13 protein-coding genes are annotated in these 16837 nt (G+C 71.9%); 6 read left to right on the top strand and 7 right to left on the bottom strand.

Going from position 1 to position 16837, the window contains the following annotated elements; genetic code table 11:
* Window position 1: 1 nt before the first annotated feature.
* The 6 genes from H516_RS0115010 to H516_RS0114985 all read right to left on the bottom strand — a co-directional run bounded on the left by H516_RS0115010 (window position 2) and on the right by H516_RS0114985 (window position 4684).
* Window positions 2–682 carry an energy-coupling factor ABC transporter ATP-binding protein gene (locus H516_RS0115010; protein ID WP_022890532.1) on the bottom strand — a complete coding sequence of 227 codons (681 nt, stop codon included), beginning with the start codon at window positions 680–682 and terminating at the stop codon, window positions 2–4.
* Window positions 679–1842, bottom strand: a complete 1164-nt coding sequence (locus tag H516_RS0115005) for a thiolase family protein (protein ID WP_022890531.1) — start codon at window positions 1840–1842, stop codon at window positions 679–681. Before H516_RS0115005 ends, H516_RS0115010 begins: the two co-directional genes overlap by 4 nt.
* Window positions 1839–3068: an AMP-binding enzyme gene (locus tag H516_RS20470; protein WP_157432284.1), complete on the bottom strand. Its 1230-nt coding sequence runs from the start codon at window positions 3066–3068 to the stop codon at window positions 1839–1841. Before H516_RS20470 ends, H516_RS0115005 begins: the two co-directional genes overlap by 4 nt.
* Window positions 3065–3766 (bottom strand): biotin transporter BioY, encoded by a 702-nt coding sequence (locus H516_RS20465; RefSeq protein WP_022890529.1) that lies wholly within the window; start codon window positions 3764–3766, stop codon window positions 3065–3067. Before H516_RS20465 ends, H516_RS20470 begins: the two co-directional genes overlap by 4 nt.
* A 129-nt stretch (window positions 3767–3895) precedes the next feature.
* A complete protein-coding gene (locus tag H516_RS0114990; RefSeq protein ID WP_022890528.1) occupies window positions 3896–4375 on the bottom strand; it encodes a hypothetical protein in 480 nt (159 codons plus the stop codon).
* Between the two features lie 120 nt (window positions 4376–4495).
* On the bottom strand, window positions 4496–4684 hold the full coding sequence (locus tag H516_RS0114985; RefSeq protein ID WP_026378852.1) for a hypothetical protein: 189 nt from the start codon (window positions 4682–4684) through the stop codon (window positions 4496–4498).
* 98 nt (window positions 4685–4782) lie between these two features.
* On the opposite strand from H516_RS0114985, the gene H516_RS0114980 reads away from it, so the two are divergent.
* Genes H516_RS0114980 through H516_RS0114970 form a run of 3 tightly spaced genes read left to right on the top strand, consistent with a single transcriptional unit; the run spans window position 4783 to window position 10399 of the window.
* Window positions 4783–5400, top strand: a complete 618-nt coding sequence (locus H516_RS0114980; protein WP_022890526.1) for a TetR/AcrR family transcriptional regulator — start codon at window positions 4783–4785, stop codon at window positions 5398–5400.
* An 8-nt stretch (window positions 5401–5408) separates the two neighbouring features.
* Window positions 5409–8330 (top strand): MMPL family transporter, encoded by a 2922-nt coding sequence (locus H516_RS20460; protein WP_022890525.1) that lies wholly within the window; start codon window positions 5409–5411, stop codon window positions 8328–8330.
* Window positions 8327–10399: a YhgE/Pip domain-containing protein gene (locus H516_RS0114970; RefSeq protein ID WP_022890524.1), complete on the top strand. Its 2073-nt coding sequence runs from the start codon at window positions 8327–8329 to the stop codon at window positions 10397–10399. The genes H516_RS20460 and H516_RS0114970 overlap by 4 nt, the downstream gene beginning before the upstream one ends.
* A 159-nt stretch (window positions 10400–10558) precedes the next feature.
* On the opposite strand, the gene H516_RS0114965 is transcribed toward H516_RS0114970, so the two are convergent.
* The gene (locus H516_RS0114965) at window positions 10559–10960 is read right to left on the bottom strand and encodes a RidA family protein (protein ID WP_022890523.1); all 402 of its coding nucleotides are present in this window, start codon (window positions 10958–10960) and stop codon (window positions 10559–10561) included.
* 74 nt (window positions 10961–11034) lie between these two features.
* Between H516_RS0114965 and H516_RS21445 the strand changes: the two genes are divergently transcribed.
* Genes H516_RS21445 through H516_RS0114950 form a run of 3 tightly spaced genes read left to right on the top strand, consistent with a single transcriptional unit; the run spans window position 11035 to window position 16835 of the window.
* Window positions 11035–13284: a bifunctional alpha,alpha-trehalose-phosphate synthase (UDP-forming)/trehalose-phosphatase gene (locus tag H516_RS21445; protein WP_022890522.1), complete on the top strand. Its 2250-nt coding sequence runs from the start codon at window positions 11035–11037 to the stop codon at window positions 13282–13284.
* A 9-nt stretch (window positions 13285–13293) separates the two neighbouring features.
* On the top strand, window positions 13294–14988 hold the full coding sequence (gene ilvD / locus H516_RS0114955; RefSeq protein WP_022890521.1) for a dihydroxy-acid dehydratase: 1695 nt from the start codon (window positions 13294–13296) through the stop codon (window positions 14986–14988).
* A 44-nt stretch (window positions 14989–15032) separates the two neighbouring features.
* Window positions 15033–16835 (top strand): acetolactate synthase large subunit, encoded by a 1803-nt coding sequence (locus tag H516_RS0114950; protein WP_026378850.1) that lies wholly within the window; start codon window positions 15033–15035, stop codon window positions 16833–16835.
* Window positions 16836–16837 lie beyond the last annotated feature (2 nt).

The following is a 16837-nucleotide window of genomic DNA, read 5'->3' as shown; positions in this document are numbered from 1 at the left end:
CTCACCCGATCAGCGCCCGGTAGGTGGCGAGGGCCGGCCCGGGCGCGTCGTCGGCGACGACGCGACCCGCTTCCATCACGATCACCCGGTCGAACTCGTCGAGCAGCTCGAGCTGGTGGCTCACCACGACGAGCTGCTGTTCGAGTGCAGCGAAGTGCTCGGAGACGAGGCGGGCGTTGCGGGCGTCGAGGAGGGTCGTCGGCTCGTCGGCGACCACGAGCGCCGGATCGGCGACGAGCACCGAGGCGAGCGCGAGCAGCTGCTTCTGCCCGCCCGAGAGCCGGTGGGCGGGCCGGTCGGCGAGCGCCGTCAGCCCGAAGCGCTCGAGCGTCGCCTCGACGCGCGCCGCGGCATCCTCGGCGGGCAGCTTGTGCCGGCGCAGAGTGAACGCGACGTCCTCTCTGACGGTGGGCATGACGATCTGGTTGTCGGCGTTCGTGAACACGAAGCCGACACGACGGCGCACCTCGCGGCCGCGGCGGGCGACGTCGAGGCCGTCGACCTCGACCCGGCCCGACTTCGGGGTGACGAGGCCGTTGATCATCCGGGCGAGGGTCGACTTGCCCGATCCGTTCGCGCCGACGATGCCGACGCGGTGCTCCGTCAGCGTCAGCGAGACGCCGTCGACGATCTGCTCGGCGCCGAAGTCGTGCGAGACGCGGTCGAACTCGATGCGGCTCATGCTGCACGCTCCACGATCATGGCGATGCCCTGACCGCCGCCGATCGAGCAGGCGGCGAGGGCCGGTCGATCGTCGTCGGCGCCCAGCATGCGCGCGGCGAGGCGCACGAGCAGCACCGCGCCGGATGCCCCCCACGGGTGTCCGAGTGCGATGGCGCCGCCGTCGGTGTTGATGACGCCCTCGTCGAGCGAGAGCGCGTCGCTCACGGCGAGCAGCTGCGCGGCGAAGGCCTCGGTGATTTCGACGAAGCCGAGGTCGCGGGCGGTGAGGCCGGCGCGATCGAGTGCGGCCGCGGCGGCGGGGGCGGCGCCGAGCCCGGGCAGCGCGGGGTCGCCGGCCGAGACCGCGGCGGCGCGCACCCGCAGGGCCGGCAGCCCCAGTTCGCGGGCGAGCTCGGGCAGGGTCACGGCCATCGCGGCGGCGCCGTCGGAGAATCCGCAGGAGTTGCCGGCGGTGACGGTCGCCTCATGCGCGACGCCATCGGCGCGGGTCATGGATGCTTCGGCGAACGCCGGTACGAAGCGAGCGAGAGTCGCCGCACTCATCGCACGCGGCCGGTCGTCTCGCGCGATGCCGTCGACCGGCACCAGTTCGGCGTCGAAACGCCCCACGGCCTGCGCCTCGAGCGCGAGCCGGTGCGAGCGCTCGGCCCAGGCGTCCTGCCGGCCGCGGGTGATGCCCTGCACGGCCGCGAGGTGATCGGCGGCGGGGCCCATGTCGGGGTCGGCGAAGCCGGGCGGCGCGAACGGGGCGCGGGTGTACCGCTCGCCGGTGCCCGGCCAGAGCCGGTGCGGTGCGGTCGACGCCGATTCGGCGCCGCCCGCGATGAGGAGGCGGGCGTCGCCGGCGCGCACGCGCGACGCCGCCTGCATGACGGCGTCGAGCCCCGAGCCGCACTGGCGGTCGACTGTGACGCCCGGTACCGAAGTACCGAGCCCCGCGCGGAGCGCCGCAACCCGGGCGAGATCGCCGCCCGGCCCCATGCAGTTGCCGAGCACCACGTCGTCGATCGGCAGGCCGGCGGGGGCGACCTGGGCGGCCACCGCGGCGAGCACGGGCGCGGCGAGCGCATCGACCGGGTGCGCGGCGAGACCGCGGCCGGCAGTGCCGATCGGGGTGCGTCGCGCGGCGACGAGCACGGCTGCGGGTGCGGTGGTCATGCGGACTCGCCCTCGAGGGTTCCCGCCGCGAGCGCGGCACGCACCGCACCCCGGGCCACCTTGCCCGAATCGGTTCGCGGCACCGCACCGAAGAACCACCGTCGCGGAAGTTCGGCCGGCTCGAGTCGGGCGCGGGCTGCATCGACGACCGCCCGCTTCGCGGCGTCGCGCCGGGATGCAGGAGCAGGCGAGAGTTCGACGACGGCGACCACCCGCTCGCCGAGCAACTCGTGCGGCTCGCCGACGACCGCCGTCGCCGCGACCCCGGGCAGCGCGGAGAGCTCCGCCTCGACGTGTTCGGCGAGCACGGTGGCGCCCGCGGTCGTGATCGCCGCGTCGCCTCGCCCGAGCACGCGCAGGCGGCCGTCGGCCGCGGTCTCGGCGAGGTCGCCGACGGTAGCGAATCCGGCGGTGTCGCGGCGGAGCATCCCGCCGCCGATCGCACCGAGCGCCAGATAGGGCGATCGCACCCAGAGTTCTCGCCCGGCCGCCGCCTCGCGCAGCTCGAGCTCGGCGCCCGCGAACGGTTCGAGCCCGTCGCCGCGCCCCACGGCGACGAACGAGAGCTCGGCGGCGCCGTAGTACTCGACCAAGTGGAGCCGCGCACCCGCCGCCTCGCGGAGCGGGGCGCTCATCGCGGCACCGGCCACGACGGCCATGCGCACGTCGGGCGCGCGGGCCGCGTCGAGCTCGTTGCCGAGGAGTCGCGCGAGCCGGGTCGGTGTCGCGTGCACCACACTGGCACCCCGCAACCCATCGCCCACCGACGCACCCGCCCACAGCGCGTGCAGTGCCGCGTAGAGGTGCATCGAGACGTGCAGGGGCCCGGTGACCGCGATGCGGTCGGATGCCTCGATGCCGGTGATCTCCGCGAGCGGCACCGCCGAGGCGAGCCACGATTCCTCGGTGCGGGCGACGACGGCCGGCCCGCCGCCCGAGGAGCCCGAGGTGCGCAGCGCGAGTGCGGTGCCGGCGGGCAGGCGGCCGTCGAGAGCTGCCGCCTCCTCAGAGCCACCGCCGACGAGCACGGGCCGACCGCGCTCGAGCGCGGCCAGCACGGTCGTGATCAGCAGGACGGGCGGCATGCCGGCGGGGCATCCGATGAGCCCGTCACCCGGCGGAAGCGAGGCTGCGGCGACCGCCGCGGCGAGCTCGCCGACGCGCACGACGTCGCCGCCGAACGCGAGGGCGGGCGCACCCGGCGCTCCCCGCAGCCACTCGCTCACGCGGCGTCGACCGCCGTCGTGCCCGCGGAGCCGGCGCCACGCCGGGCCCACGGCCAGGCACGGTGCTCGATCAGCCCGGGCCACGCACGGTGCACGCCCTTCGCGACGAGCACCGTGACGACGACCTTCAGCACGTCGCCCGGCAGGAACACGGTCGCGCCGACGACGGCGACGCCGAACGGGGTGCCGGTGATCGCGGCGAACACCGGGATGCCGACGAGGTAGATCGCGACGATGCCGCCGAGCGCCGTCCAGAGGAGCGCGGGAACGACGCGGTAGCGCGGGAGCAGGCGCGCGGTCGCCCAGCCGATCACGGCGACGCCGAGGAGCCAGCCCGCGAGGTAGCCGACCGAGGGGCCGACGAAGACGCCGAGGCCGCCGCGGCCGCCAGACAGTAGGGGCAGGCCCGCTGCGACGAGGGCGAGGAGCAGGAGCACCGAGAGGAAGCCCTTCCGTGCGCCGAGGACGGCCCCCGCGAGCATGACGCCGAGCGTCTGGAAGGTGATCGGCACCGCCGCGCCGCCGAGGTAGAGCGCACCGGGGAGGCCGAGCGCGGCGATGAGCCCGGTGAACACGGCGATCTGGGCGAGATCGCGCGCGGTCCCGCGACGCGTCGGCGTCGGGGCGGGCGTCTCGTCGGTGATCTCGGACGGGGTGCTGATCTCGGACGACGGGGTGCTGCTCGGTGCGGTGCTCATCGGTTCCCCTCTGGTGGCGTGGCGGGCGGTTCACCCGTGATTTCACGCTAGAAGGGCGGGGGAGGGCCCCGTCGGCTCAGCCGTACAAGAATGCTCGCCCGATTTTGGAAGGGGCAGGATGCGACCGGCTCAGGCGGCGGCGCGCGTCTCGAGCTCGGTCATCGGCCCGATCATGCGCACGGCGGCGAGTTCGGATGCCTCGGCGTCGGCGGTCTCCGCGGCGTCGACCGCCTCGGCGCCGTCGCTCGCGACGGGATCGGCCCAGACGATGAGCGGTGCCGGCTCCCAGCCGAAGGCCATCGACTCTTCGCCCGCGGGCACGACGACGGCGACCGAGTCGCGCTCGTCGAGGATGGCGCGGGTGAGTTCGGCCGCGATCTGGTGCGTGAGCATCGCATGGAAGATGCGGTCGGTGTCGCCGTCGGAACGCCGCACGAGCGACCAGCCGCCACCCTGGCCGATGAACTCGGAGAGGCGGGCGTTCAGGAGTTCGAAGATGTGCTCACCGCGCAGGTCGGCCGCGGTCGGGCGCGGCGGGGTTGCGGCAGGAGCGGCAGCGTGTGCGGAGGCCTGGGCGGCAAGCCGTGCGCGGCGCCAGCGGCGGAACATCGGTGGCCCCTCTCGGTCGTGTGCAGCGGGTACTGCGGTCGTCTCGGGTCGTTCGTCCCAGTCTCGGGCACGGCGGCGCGGATTCCGAATGACACGCCGCGCACGCGCGGCGGAGGTTCGCTATTCGCCGAGTTCGGGTCGCTTCGTCTCTTCGGCGACGGTGCCGATCGCGATCGCGAGGCTCGCCGCCCACGACACCCACATCAGGAGCAGGCGCCAGTCGCGCGGGCCGTCGAGCGTGGTCTTGGCCACGCCGATGCCGCTGATGACCGCGCTGATCACGGCGCCGCTGAAGAGGTACTTGCGCATGTCGGCCACGCTACCGTGCGGTGAACGCGGGCTGGGAGTCATCCGTGAATCTGACCGATCGTGCAGGATCTGACCGATCGGTCAATTATCGTCGGAGCATGCCCACCGACGCGACCCTCCCCTCGCGCGCCCGAGCCAGTGACGAGCTGTTGCGCACCGCGCTCGAGCAGTTCGCGACCGTCGGCTTCGTCGGCACCTCGCTTCAGCAGATCGCCGACCATGCCGGCTACTCGAAGTCGAGCGTGCTCTACCACTACGCCTCGAAGGAGGCGCTGCTCGAAGCCGCGATCACCCCGGCGATCGAACGCCTCGAGGTCCTCGTCGGCGAATTCGCCGAGGGGCGCCGTTCCGACGCCGCGCGCGGGGTCTTCATCGGGAGCTTCGTCGACCTTCTGCTCGGCGAGCGCCTCGCCGTGCACCTCTTCGTCAACCAGGGGCACTCGCTCGGCGGCATTCCGATCGTCGAGCGGGGCAACGCCGCGGTCCGGGTGCTCGCCGACGCGATCTGCAGCGGAGCGACCCTCGTCGAGCAGATGCGGTTCGGCGTCGCGCTCGCCGGGGCGACCTACGCGCTCGTCGCCGGCGCCACATTCTTCGGCGACGAAGATCCCGTGAACGAGACCTTGAACGCCCACACCGACGAGGAGCTCCGCGAAGCCCTCGTCGACGTCGTCTCCGAACTCCTCCTCCCGGCCGACGGCCGCCAGACCCGATAGGCCCGCCCATGGCTCTCCTCCTGCACCGCATCGGCCGCTTCGCGTACCGCCGCGCCTGGCTCGTCATCGTCACCTGGGTGCTCGCGCTCGGCGCCCTGCTCGGGGCCGGACTCGGCCTCGGCGGCCAGTTGCAAGACTCGTTCGCCATCCCCGGCACCGAGTCGCAGACGGCGATCGACCAGCTCGCCGCCGTGTTCCCGCAGACGGCGGGCGCCTCGGCGAAGGCCGTGATCGAAGCGCCCGAGGGCGACACCGTCGAGTCGCCCGACGCCCGCGCGGCCATCGAGGCGATGGAGGCCGAGCTCGAAGAACTCGACGGCGTCGCGAGCGTGCTCGGCCCCTTCGACGAGTATGCGGGCGACCAGATCTCGGGCGACGAGCGCACCGCCTACATCCAGGTCACCTTCGACGGGCAGGTCACCGACGTGACGCCCGAGATGCTCGACGCCGTCACCGAGACCGGCGAGCTCGGCGAGGCCGCAGGCCTCGAGGTCGCGTTCGGCGGCGACGTCTTCCAGGAGACGAGCTTCGGCCTCACCGTCACCGAGGTGTTCGGGGTGCTGTTCGCCGCCGTGGTGCTCATCATCACCTTCGGCTCGCTGCTGTCGGCGGGCATGCCGCTGCTCACCGCCCTCGTCGGCGTCGGCGCCGCCTCCGGCGGCATCCTCATCGTCGCGTCCTTCGCCACGGTCTCGTCGACCGCGCCGATGCTCGCGGTCATGATCGGTCTCGCGGTGGGCATCGACTACGCCCTCTTCATCCTTTCGCGGCACCGCAACCAGCTCGCCCGCGGTCAGGATCCGGAGGAGAGCGCCGCCGAGGCGGTGGCGACCGCGGGCGGAGCGGTCGTGTTCGCCGGGCTCACCGTCATCATCGCCCTGCTCGGCCTGCTCGTCGTCGGCATCCCCTTCCTCAGCGTCATGGGCGTCGGCGCCGCCTTCGCGGTGCTCATCGCCGTCGTCGGCGCGGTCACGCTGCTCCCCGCCCTCCTCGGCGTCTTCGGGCGCCGCCTCGCACCGAAGCCCGGCAGCCGTGCGCACCGGCGGGCGAACGCGGCCGACGACGGCGGCAAGCCGACGATGGGCCGGCGCTGGGTCGACCTCGTGCTGAAGGCCCCGGTCGTCTTCGTCGTGCTCGTCGTGGGGCTTCTCGGCACCGCGGCGATCCCCGCGGCGAGCCTCGACCTCAACCTGCCGAACAACGCGGGCACGCCGGGCTCCACCCAGCGCGAGGCGTACGAGATGATCGAGAGCGGCTTCGGCCCCGGCTACAACGGACCGCTCATCGTCACCGTCGACATCACGCAGACCACCGACATCTTCGACGACCTCGACGCGATCGGGGCGCAACTCGCCGAGCTCGACGACGTCGCCTACGTCGGCGAGGGGCTGCCGAACGAGACCGTCGACACCGCCATCATCCAGGTCGTGCCCGAGAGCGCCCCCGACACCCCCGAGACGAAGGCGCTCGTCGAGGAGATCCGCGAACTCGCCCCCTCCATCGAGGCGGAGTTCGGCACCGCGATCGCCGTCACCGGCTACACCGCCGTCGCGATCGACATCTCGAACCGGCTCGCCGACGCGCTCATCCCGTTCGCGCTCATCGTCGTCGGGCTCTCGATCGTGCTGCTGCTCATGGTGTTCCGCTCGGTGTTCGTGCCGATCAAGGCGGCCCTCGGCTTCCTGCTCTCGGCGTTCGGCGCGATCGGCGTCACCGTGGCGATCTTCCAGTGGGGATGGTTCGCCGAGCTGCTCCACGTCGAGCCGGGGCCGATCCTGAGCTTCCTGCCGATCCTGCTCATGGCGGTGCTCTTCGGCCTCGCCATGGACTACGAGGTGTTCCTCGTCTCGGGCATGCGCGAGGAGTATGTGAAGACGAAGGAGCCGCGGACCTCGATCGTGCACGGCTTCCAGCACGCGGCCCGTGTGGTCACCGCCGCCGCACTCATCATGTTCTTCGTCTTCTTCGCCTTCGTGCCCGAGGGATCGGGGGTGATCAAGGGCATCGCGTTCGCGCTCGCGATCGGCGTCGCCTTCGATGCCTTCCTCGTGCGCATGACGCTCGTTCCCGCTGCCATGGCGCTCGCAGGCAAGGCCGCCTGGTGGCTGCCGGCGTGGCTCGCGAAGCGCCTGCCCGACGTCGACATCGAGGGGGAGGGGCTGCGGGCCCACCTCGAGCAGGAGGAGTGGGCCGCCGCCCGCCCCGCCGCGATCAACGTCGACGACGCCGTGTTCGGACTCGTCGAGCGCCCCATCGGTCCGCTCTCGGTCGAGGTGCCCGCGGGCGGCGTGCTCGTCGTGCGCGGCGAGCCCGTCGACCGCAGGGTCGTCGCGGCGACCCTCGCCGGCCGGCTCGCCCCGGTTTCGGGTCGCGTCGCCGTGCAGGGCACGCCCCTGCCGACCGGGCAGGGGCAGGTCATGCGCCACGTCGCGATGGCCGAGGTCGCCTCGGATGCCCCGACGGGGACCACGGTCAGCGAGCTCATCGCCGCACGACTCGACGCGACGAGGCCCTGGTACCGTCTCGGCGTCGCGGGTTCGCAGGTGCGGGAGTGGGCGGAGCGGGCGGCTCGCTCGCTCGGCGCGGCCTCGACCCCGGGGGCGGGCGCATCCGAGCGTGGAGGCACCTCGACTGCGCGGTTCGACGCCGACACCCCGCTCGCCTCGCTCGGCGCCGAGGCCCGCACGATCGTGGCCGTCGCGGCCGCGCTCGCCGAACGGCCGAAGCTCGTCGTGATCGACCTCGACGACGAACCGAGCGACGCGAGCGCCGAGCTCTGGTCGGCGCTCTCCGCCCTCGTGCCCGCGACGGTGACCCTGATCGTCGGCCTCGGCATGGCCGCGTCGCCGCTCGACGCTTCGCCCGAACTCGCGGCCCGTGGCATCCGCACCCTCGAACCCGTCTCGCGCAGCCTGGAGGCACACCGATGAGCACCCGACTCTCCCGTCTGTTCGGCTCGACCCCGGCGCAGCGCCGCACGCGCTTCGGCGTGCTCGTCGCCGCGGTCATCGCCGTTCCGCTCGCCGTCGCCGGCCTCGTCTCGGGCGCGCTCGGCGGCGCAACCGACAACCTCGCCGAGATCCCGGCCGTCGTCGTGAACAACGACGAGATGGTCTCGATGACGCTGCCCGACGGCACCGAGCAGCCGGTGCTGGCCGGTCGCCAGCTCGTCGCCGAGCTCACCGGCGCCGACGCAGCAGGCTTCGCCTGGACGATCTCGAACGACGAGGAGGCCTCCGAGCTCCTCGCCTCGGGCGACGCGTACGCCGTGCTGACGATCCCGTCCGACTTCTCGGAGTCGGTCACCTCGATCTCGGGCCAGTCGCCGACGCAGGCGAACCTCGACATCCGCACCGACGACGCGCACGGGTACCTGGCCGGTTCGGTCGCGCAGTCGGTCGGCGACGCGATGTCGACCGCGTTCGGCCGCGAACTGACCGCCCAGTACCTCGAGGGCTTCTACACGAACCTCGCCCAGATGGGCGGCTCGCTCGGCGAGGCCGCCGACGGGGCGACGCAGCTCTCGAGCGGCATCGGCACGCTGTCGGGCGGGCTCGGCAAGCTCTCCGACGGCGTCGGGCAGGCTGCCTCGGGGGCATCGGATGCCGCGAGCGGCGCCACGGCGTACGCCGACGGGGTCGCGCAGTACACCGACGGCGTCGACGGCATCGCGAGCGGGCTCGGATCGTACTCGACGGGCGTGACGCAGTACACGCAGGGGGTCGACGGGATCGCCGGCGGGCTGGCGACGTTCGACCGCGATTCCGCCGGTCTCGATCAGCTCGCCGGCGGCGTGACCCAGTACGTCGCCGGGGTCAACGGGGTGATCGGGCAGATCAGCTCGGGCATCGACCCGCTGATCGCTGAGCTGACTGCGCTCGCCGAGAAGTACCCCGAGCTCCAGCCGGCCGTGGATGAGGCGATCGCCGAGATCACTGAGCAGCAGGGCAAGCTGACGGCGTTCGAAAAGGCCGGCACCGAGCTCGCCGCAGGAACCCAGGCCGGAATCGACAAGACGCAGGCGGGCATCTCCCAGCTCTCCGCAGGCGCCGCACAGCTCTCGGCCGGCTCCACCGGAATCCGCGACGGCGCCTCGGGGCTCGCCTCGGGTGCGCAGCAGCTGTCCGCCGGTTCCGCCGGCCTCAGCGACGGCGCGACGGGCCTCGCCTCGGGCATCGGCGAACTCGCCGGCGGCCTCGGCGAACTGCAGGCCGGCGCCGACGGCGCGACCGACGGTGCCACGAAGCTCGCCTCGGGCGCGGATGAGCTCGCCGACGGCCTCGCCGCCGGCGCGAAGGAGGCGCAGCAGCTCGGCGACATCGACGCCCAGCAGACCGCCGACGTCGTCGCCGAACCCGTCACGGTCGACGCGACACGCGACAACGAGATCGCCTCGACGGGGGGAGTGATCGGCATGCTCTTCGTGCCGATCGGCCTCTGGCTCGGCGCGATGGCGATGTTCCTCGTGTTCCGCCCGTTCGGGCGCGAGGCACTGCGGAGCACCGCCTCCACCGGCGGCCTCGTGTGGCGGGCGCTCGCCCGCGCCGGCCTGCTCGCACTCGCGCAAGCCGTGGCCGTCGTGCTGCTGCTGCACGGCACGATGGGCGTCGCGTGGAGCCTGCTGCCGCAGACGCTCGCGTTCGCCGCGCTGCTCGCGCTCGTGTTCACCGCGCTGCACGCCTTCTTGACGGTCTGGCTCGGGCGTGCGGGAATGCTCGTGTCGCTCGTGCTCGTCGCGTTGCAGCTCACCGCGGCCGGCGGACTCGTGCCGATCGAGGTGCTCGCGGGACCATACCAGGCGATCAGCCCCTTCCTGCCGCTCACTTGGGCGGTCCAAGGCATGCAGTCGATCATCGCGGGGGCGGGCGGCGGCGTCATCGCCGGCGCGGCAGGGGTGCTCGCGCTCTTCGGCCTCCTCGGGGTCGTCGGCACCGCGTTCGTGGTGGGGCGCCGTCGAGGCATCCGTTCGATCGGATTCGCCGCGACCGCCCTCGGCTGACGGTCGCGGGCGGCGAGCGGTCCACGCGACTGAACCCCATTCGCGCGACTGAATGCGGAACGGGTGGGGTTCAGACCAAGGAACGGGCCTCAGTGCGAGCCCCAACGCGTCGGCGACTCAGCCGCGGAGAAGGGGGGACGGCTCGAGAATGAAGGCGGCTCAGGCCGAGGGCAGTGCCGCGATCGCACTCACCTCGATGAGCGCGCCGGGCACCCCGAGCGCGCGCACGACGGCGGCCGTCACGAGCGGCGGTGAGCCCGGGCGGGCGAGTCGCGGCGCGATAGCGCCGTACGCGGCACCGAGGTCGGCGCCCTCGGCGATGAGCACCGTCCATTGCACGACATCGGCGAGACTCGCGCCGGCCGCCTCGAGCGCGAGGCTCGCGTTGTCGATCGCGCGGACGGACTGCACGGCGACGTCGTCGGAGACGACGGCACCCGTCTCGTCGACGCCGTTCTGGCCGCCGAGGTAGATCGTCGTCGCGCCGGGGGGCACGACGGCGACGTGGCTGAAAGCGGGGCTCACGACGAGCCCGGCGGGTTGCAAGCGGGCGATCTCCATGCCTCGACCATCGCACCGACCGCCGACACCGCACTGTTAGCCTGAGGGACAGCGCGAGGAGGGACATCCGCTCTATGAACGCCCCCGAACGATCACGCGGCGACCTGTACGTCGATGCCGCCTACGACATGATCGTGGTCTCGAACCGCCTGCCGGTCGACTACCAGGCCGGGCCCGACGGCGAAACGCAGTGGAAGAGTTCGCCCGGCGGGCTCGTGACCGCGCTCGAGCCGGTCATGCGCGCGGCCGACGGCGCGTGGATCGGCTGGGCCGGCGTCGCCGACCGCGAGTTCGACCCGTTCGAGCACGACGGCATCTCGATCATCCCGGTGCCGCTGTCGGAGTCGGAGCTCGAGGAGTACTACGAGGGCTTCTCGAACGACACGCTCTGGCCCCTCTACCACGACGTCATCGCGCCGCCCTCGTTCCACCGCGAGTGGTGGGACGCCTACGTGCGCGTCAACCGGCGCTTCGCCGAAGCGGCGGCGCGCGCCGCGTCGCCCGGCGCCGTCGTGTGGGTGCAGGACTACCAGCTGCAACTCGTGCCGCGGATGCTCCGCGAGACCCGACCCGACCTCGTCATCGGCTTCTTCAATCACATTCCCTTTCCCGCATACGGCATCTACTCGCAGCTGCCATGGCGCCGCCAGGTGATCGACGGGCTGCTCGGCGCCGACGTGATCGGCTTCCAGCGCGCCGCCGACGCGGGCAATTTCACGCGCGCGGTGCGTCGCCTGTTCGGCTACGCGACCCGGGGCAGCGTCATCGACGTGCCGGATGCCACGGGGCAGGTGCGACACGTCGTCGCCCGACAGTTCCCGATCTCGATCGACGCCGCGGGCTTCGAGGAGATCGCCCGCCGCCCCGAGGTGCAGGCTCGCGCTCGCGAGATCCGGGAGAGCCTCGGCAACCCAGAGACGATCATGCTCGGCGTCGACCGGCTCGACTACACGAAGGGCATCCGCCACCGACTGAAGGCCTTCGGCGAACTGCTGCGCGACGGACGGCTCACGGTCGAGCAGGCGACGCTCGTGCAGGTGGCGAGCCCGTCGCGCGAGCGCGTCGAGACGTATCGGCAGCTGCGCGACGAGATCGAGCTCATGGTGGGTCGCTTGAACGGCGACCACTCGACGCTCGGTCATGCGGCGATCGCCTACCTGCACCACGGGTACCCGCGCGAAGAGATGGTCGCGCTGTATCTCGCCGCCGACGTCATGCTCGTCACGGCCCTCCGCGACGGCATGAACCTCGTCGCGAAGGAGTATGTGGCCTGCCGCTTCGACGAGGACGGGGTGCTGCTGCTCAGCGAGTTCACCGGAGCGAGCGACGAACTGCGCCAGGCGGTGCTCGTGAATCCGCACGATATCGAGGGTCTGAAAGACGCGATGATCGAGGCGGCTTCGATGCCGAGGCGCGAGCGCTCGCGCCGCATGCGGGCGTTGCGCAGGCGGGTGCGCGAGAACGATGTGGCGAACTGGTCGGCGAGCTTCCTGAAGACGCTGACCGGAGCCGGGATCATCGAACCGGGTATTCCCGAGACGCTCGCCGCCGCGCTGCAACGCATCGCCGGAACCGAACGGCTGCTGATCGCCCTCGATTTCGACGGTACGCTCGCACCGCTCGTCGATCGGCCCGAGGACGCCCGGGCGACCGGTCGTGCGCGCGCCGCCGTCGAGCGGCTCGCCGCCTCGGACGACACCCGCGTCGCGATCGTCTCGGGGCGGGCGCTCGGGAGCCTGCGCGAGGTCGCCGATCCGCCCCACGGGGCGCTGCTCAGCGGCTCGCACGGCGTCGAGCTGCAACTCGACGGCGGCGAGGTCATGATCGAGCTGCGCGACAGCGAGCTGGGGGAGCTCCGCCGCCTCGACGCCATCCTCGAAGGGGTCGCGGCGCGCGCCGACAGCGCCTGGGTCGAGCGAAAGCCCGCGGGGTTCGCACTGCACACCCGCAAGGTGCTGCCGGCGGCCCGCGGCAGCGAACTGCAGCGCGAGGCCCGGGAGCAGGTCGAGCGAGAGCTGCCCGACCTCACCGTGCGCGGCGGCAAGGGGGTCGTCGAGTTCTCGGTGCGCTCGAGCGACAAGGGAGAGGCGCTCACCCGACTGCGCCAGCACGCCGGCGCGAGCGCCGTGGTCTACATCGGCGACGACGTGACCGACGAAGACGCCTTCGTCACGCTCGAGGGCGATGACCTCGGCGTGAAGGTCGGCCAGGGCAAGTCGCTCGCCGCGCACCGGGTTCGCAGCCCCGAGGATGTCGCCGAACTCCTCGAGCGTCTGGCCGATGTGCGTGACCCGGCGCGCGGGGGCCCCTCGCGCTGGCCATAGACTCGATCCATGTCGGAGTTCGATCCCAAACCGCGTAGTCGTACTGTCACCGATGGCATCGAGGCCATGACGAGCCGGGGCATGCTCCGCGCCGTCGGCATGGGCGATGCCGATTGGGACAAGCCCCAGATCGGCATCGCGAGCTCGTGGAACGAGATCACGCCGTGCAATCTCTCGCTCGGCCGCCTCGCGCAGGCCGCGAAGGAGGGCGTGCACGGCGGCGGCGGCTACCCGCTCCAGTTCGGCACCGTCTCCGTCTCCGACGGCATCTCGATGGGCCACGAGGGCATGCACTTCTCGCTCGTCTCACGCGAGGTCATCGCCGACTCGGTCGAGGTCGTCATGCAGGCCGAACGCCTCGACGGCTCGGTGCTGCTCGCCGGCTGCGACAAGTCCATCCCGGGCATGCTCATGGCGGCCGCCCGACTCGACCTGGCGAGCGTGTTCCTCTACGCCGGTTCGATCGCCCCCGGCTGGGTGCGCCTCTCCGACGGCACCGAGAAGGACATCACGATCATCGACTCCTTCGAGGCGGTCGGCGCGGTGAAGGCCGGCACCATGTCGGAGGAGGACGCCAAGCGCATCGAGTGCGCCTTCGCGCCCGGCGAGGGCGCTTGCGGCGGCATGTACACGGCGAACACCATGGCGTCCGTCGCCGAGGCGCTCGGCCTCTCGCTGCCCGGCTCGGCGTCGCCGGCCTCGGCCGACCGCCGTCGCGACTACTACGCGCACCGCTCGGGCGAGGCCGTCGTGAACCTGCTGAACAAGGGCATCACCGCGCGGCAGATCCTCACGAAGAAGGCCTTCGAGAACGCGATCGCCGTGGGCATGGCGCTCGGCGGCTCGACCAACATCGTGCTGCACCTGCTCGCGATCGCCCGCGAGGCCGAGGTCGACCTCACCCTCGACGACTTCAACCGAATCGGTTCGAAGGTGCCGCACATCGGCGACCTCAAGCCGTTCGGCAAGTACGTCATGAACGACGTCGACCGTCGCGGCGGCGTGCCGGTGCTCATGAAGGCGCTGCTCGATGCGGGCCTCCTGCACGGCGACGTGCTGACCGTCACCGGCAAGACCATGGCCGAGAACCTCGCCGAGCTGAACCTCCCCCCGCTCGACGGCGAGGTGCTGCACACGCTCGACGACCCGATCCACGAGACCGGAGGGCTCACGATCCTGCACGGCACCCTCGCTCCCGAGGGCGCGGTCGTGAAGACGGCGGGCTTCGACGCGGCCGTGTTCGAGGGCCCGGCGCGCGTCTTCGAGCGCGAGCGCGGCGCGATGGACGCGCTGACGAACGGCGAGATCAAGCACGGCGACGTCGTCGTGATCCGCTACGAAGGCCCCAAGGGCGGCCCGGGCATGCGCGAGATGCTCGCCATCACCGCGGCCATCAAGGGCGCCGGCCTCGGAAAAGATGTACTACTCTTGACGGACGGTCGATTCTCAGGCGGCACAACCGGCCTGTGCATCGGCCATCTGGCACCCGAAGCAGTAGACGCAGGTCCTATTGCTCTCGTGCGCGATGGTGATCTTATTCGGGTCGATATCGCAGCCCGGTCCATCGACCTACTTGTCGACGAGGCCGAGCTGGCCGCCCGCCGTGAAGGCTGGGCTCCGCTTCCCCCGCGCTACACCCGAGGCGTTCTCGCGAAGTACTCCAAGCTCGTGCGTTCCGCCGCCGAAGGCGCCACGACGGGCTGAGCGCTGCGCTTCCCGCACCCATCGCCCACCAGAACAGGAATCGAATGACCACGGAATCGACCCCCGTGCCGTCGCCCGCTGCAGTGCCGTCAGGCGCACCCGTCGAGATGACGGGCGCCGAGGCGGTCGTCCGTTCGCTCGAGATGCTCGGCATCACCGACGTGTTCGGACTCCCGGGCGGCGCCATCCTCCCCGTCTACGACCCGCTCTTCGAGAGCAAGAAGCTGCGTCACATCCTCGTGCGCCACGAACAGGGCGGCGGCCATGCGGCCCAGGGCTACGCCGCGTCGAGCGGCAAGCTCGGCGTCACCATCGCCACCTCGGGCCCCGGCGCGACGAACCTCGTCACCGCCATCGCCGACGCGCACATGGACTCCGTGCCGCTGCTCGCGATCACCGGCCAGGTGTTCTCGACGCTCATGGGCACCGACGCCTTCCAGGAGGCCGACATCGTCGGCATCACCATGCCGATCACGAAGCACTCGTTCCTCGTGAAGAAGGCCGAGGACATCCCGGCGACGATCGCGGCCGCAGTGCACATCGCGACGACCGGCCGCCCCGGCCCCGTGCTCGTGGACATCACGAAGGACGCCCAGCAGGCGAAGTTCTCGTTCCGCTGGCCGCCGAAGGTCGAGCTGCCCGGCTACCGTCCGATCACGAAGGCGCACGGCAAGCAGGTCGCGGCCGCGGCCCAGCTGATCGCCGAGGCGAAGCGCCCGGTGCTGTACGTCGGCGGCGGCGTGATCCGTGCCCGGGCCTCCGACGAACTGCTCACGCTCGCCGAGACGACGAAGGCCCCGGTCGTGACGACGCTCATGGCTCGCGGCGCGTTCCCCGACTCGCACCCGCAGCACCTCGGCATGCCCGGCATGCACGGCACGGTGCCTGCGGTGCTCGCGCTTCAGGAGTCCGACCTGATCGTCGCGCTCGGCGCCCGCTTCGACGACCGGGTGACCGGCAAGGCGGCGCTGTTCGCCCCGAACGCCAAGGTCGTGCACGTCGACATCGACCCGGCCGAGATCTCCAAGATCCGCACGGCCGACGTGCCGATCGTGGGCGACCTGAAAGACGTGCTCGTCGACCTCACCGCCGCCTACCGCGAGGCCACCGGCGGCGCGGCCCCCGAGCTCGACGAATGGTGGGCGACGCTCGACGGCCTGCGCAGCGAGTTCCCGCTCGGCTTCACCGAGCCGCGCGACGGCCTGCTCGCACCGCAGTACGTGATCGAGCGCATCGGCCGGCTGACCGGTCCCGAGGGCGTCTACGCCGCGGGTGTCGGCCAGCACCAGATGTGGGCGGCGCAGTTCATCAAGTACGAGCGCCCGAACTCGTGGCTGAACTCGGGCGGTGCGGGCACCATGGGCTATGCGGTCCCCGCGGCCATGGGCGCGAAGGTCGCCGAGCCCGACCGCGTGGTCTGGGCGATCGACGGCGACGGCTGCTTCCAGATGACCAATCAGGAGCTCGCGACCTGCACGCTGAACGACATCCCGATCAAGGTCGCCGTCATCAACAACTCCTCCCTCGGCATGGTGCGCCAGTGGCAGACCCTGTTCTACGACGGCCGGTACTCGAACACCGACCTCAACACCGGCCACGATTCGGTGCGCATCCCCGACTTCGTGACGCTGGCCGAGGCGTACGGCGCCCTCGGCATCCGCGTCACGAAGAAAGAAGAGGTCGACGCGGCGATCAAGCTCGCGCTCGAGACGAACGACCGCCCGGTCGTCATCGATTTCGTCGTCTCGGCCGACGCGATGGTGTGGCCGATGGTGCCGCAGGGAGTGTCGAACAGCTACATCCAGTACGCCCGCGATCACGCGCCGGCCTTCAGCGAGGAGGACTGACC

Source organism: Agromyces italicus DSM 16388 (assembly GCF_000421545.1).
Taxonomy (GTDB): Bacteria; Actinomycetota; Actinomycetes; order Actinomycetales; family Microbacteriaceae; genus Agromyces; species Agromyces italicus.
The sequence above is the reverse complement of the archived record's forward strand: the minus strand, read 5'-3'. Positions and strand labels throughout refer to the sequence as shown.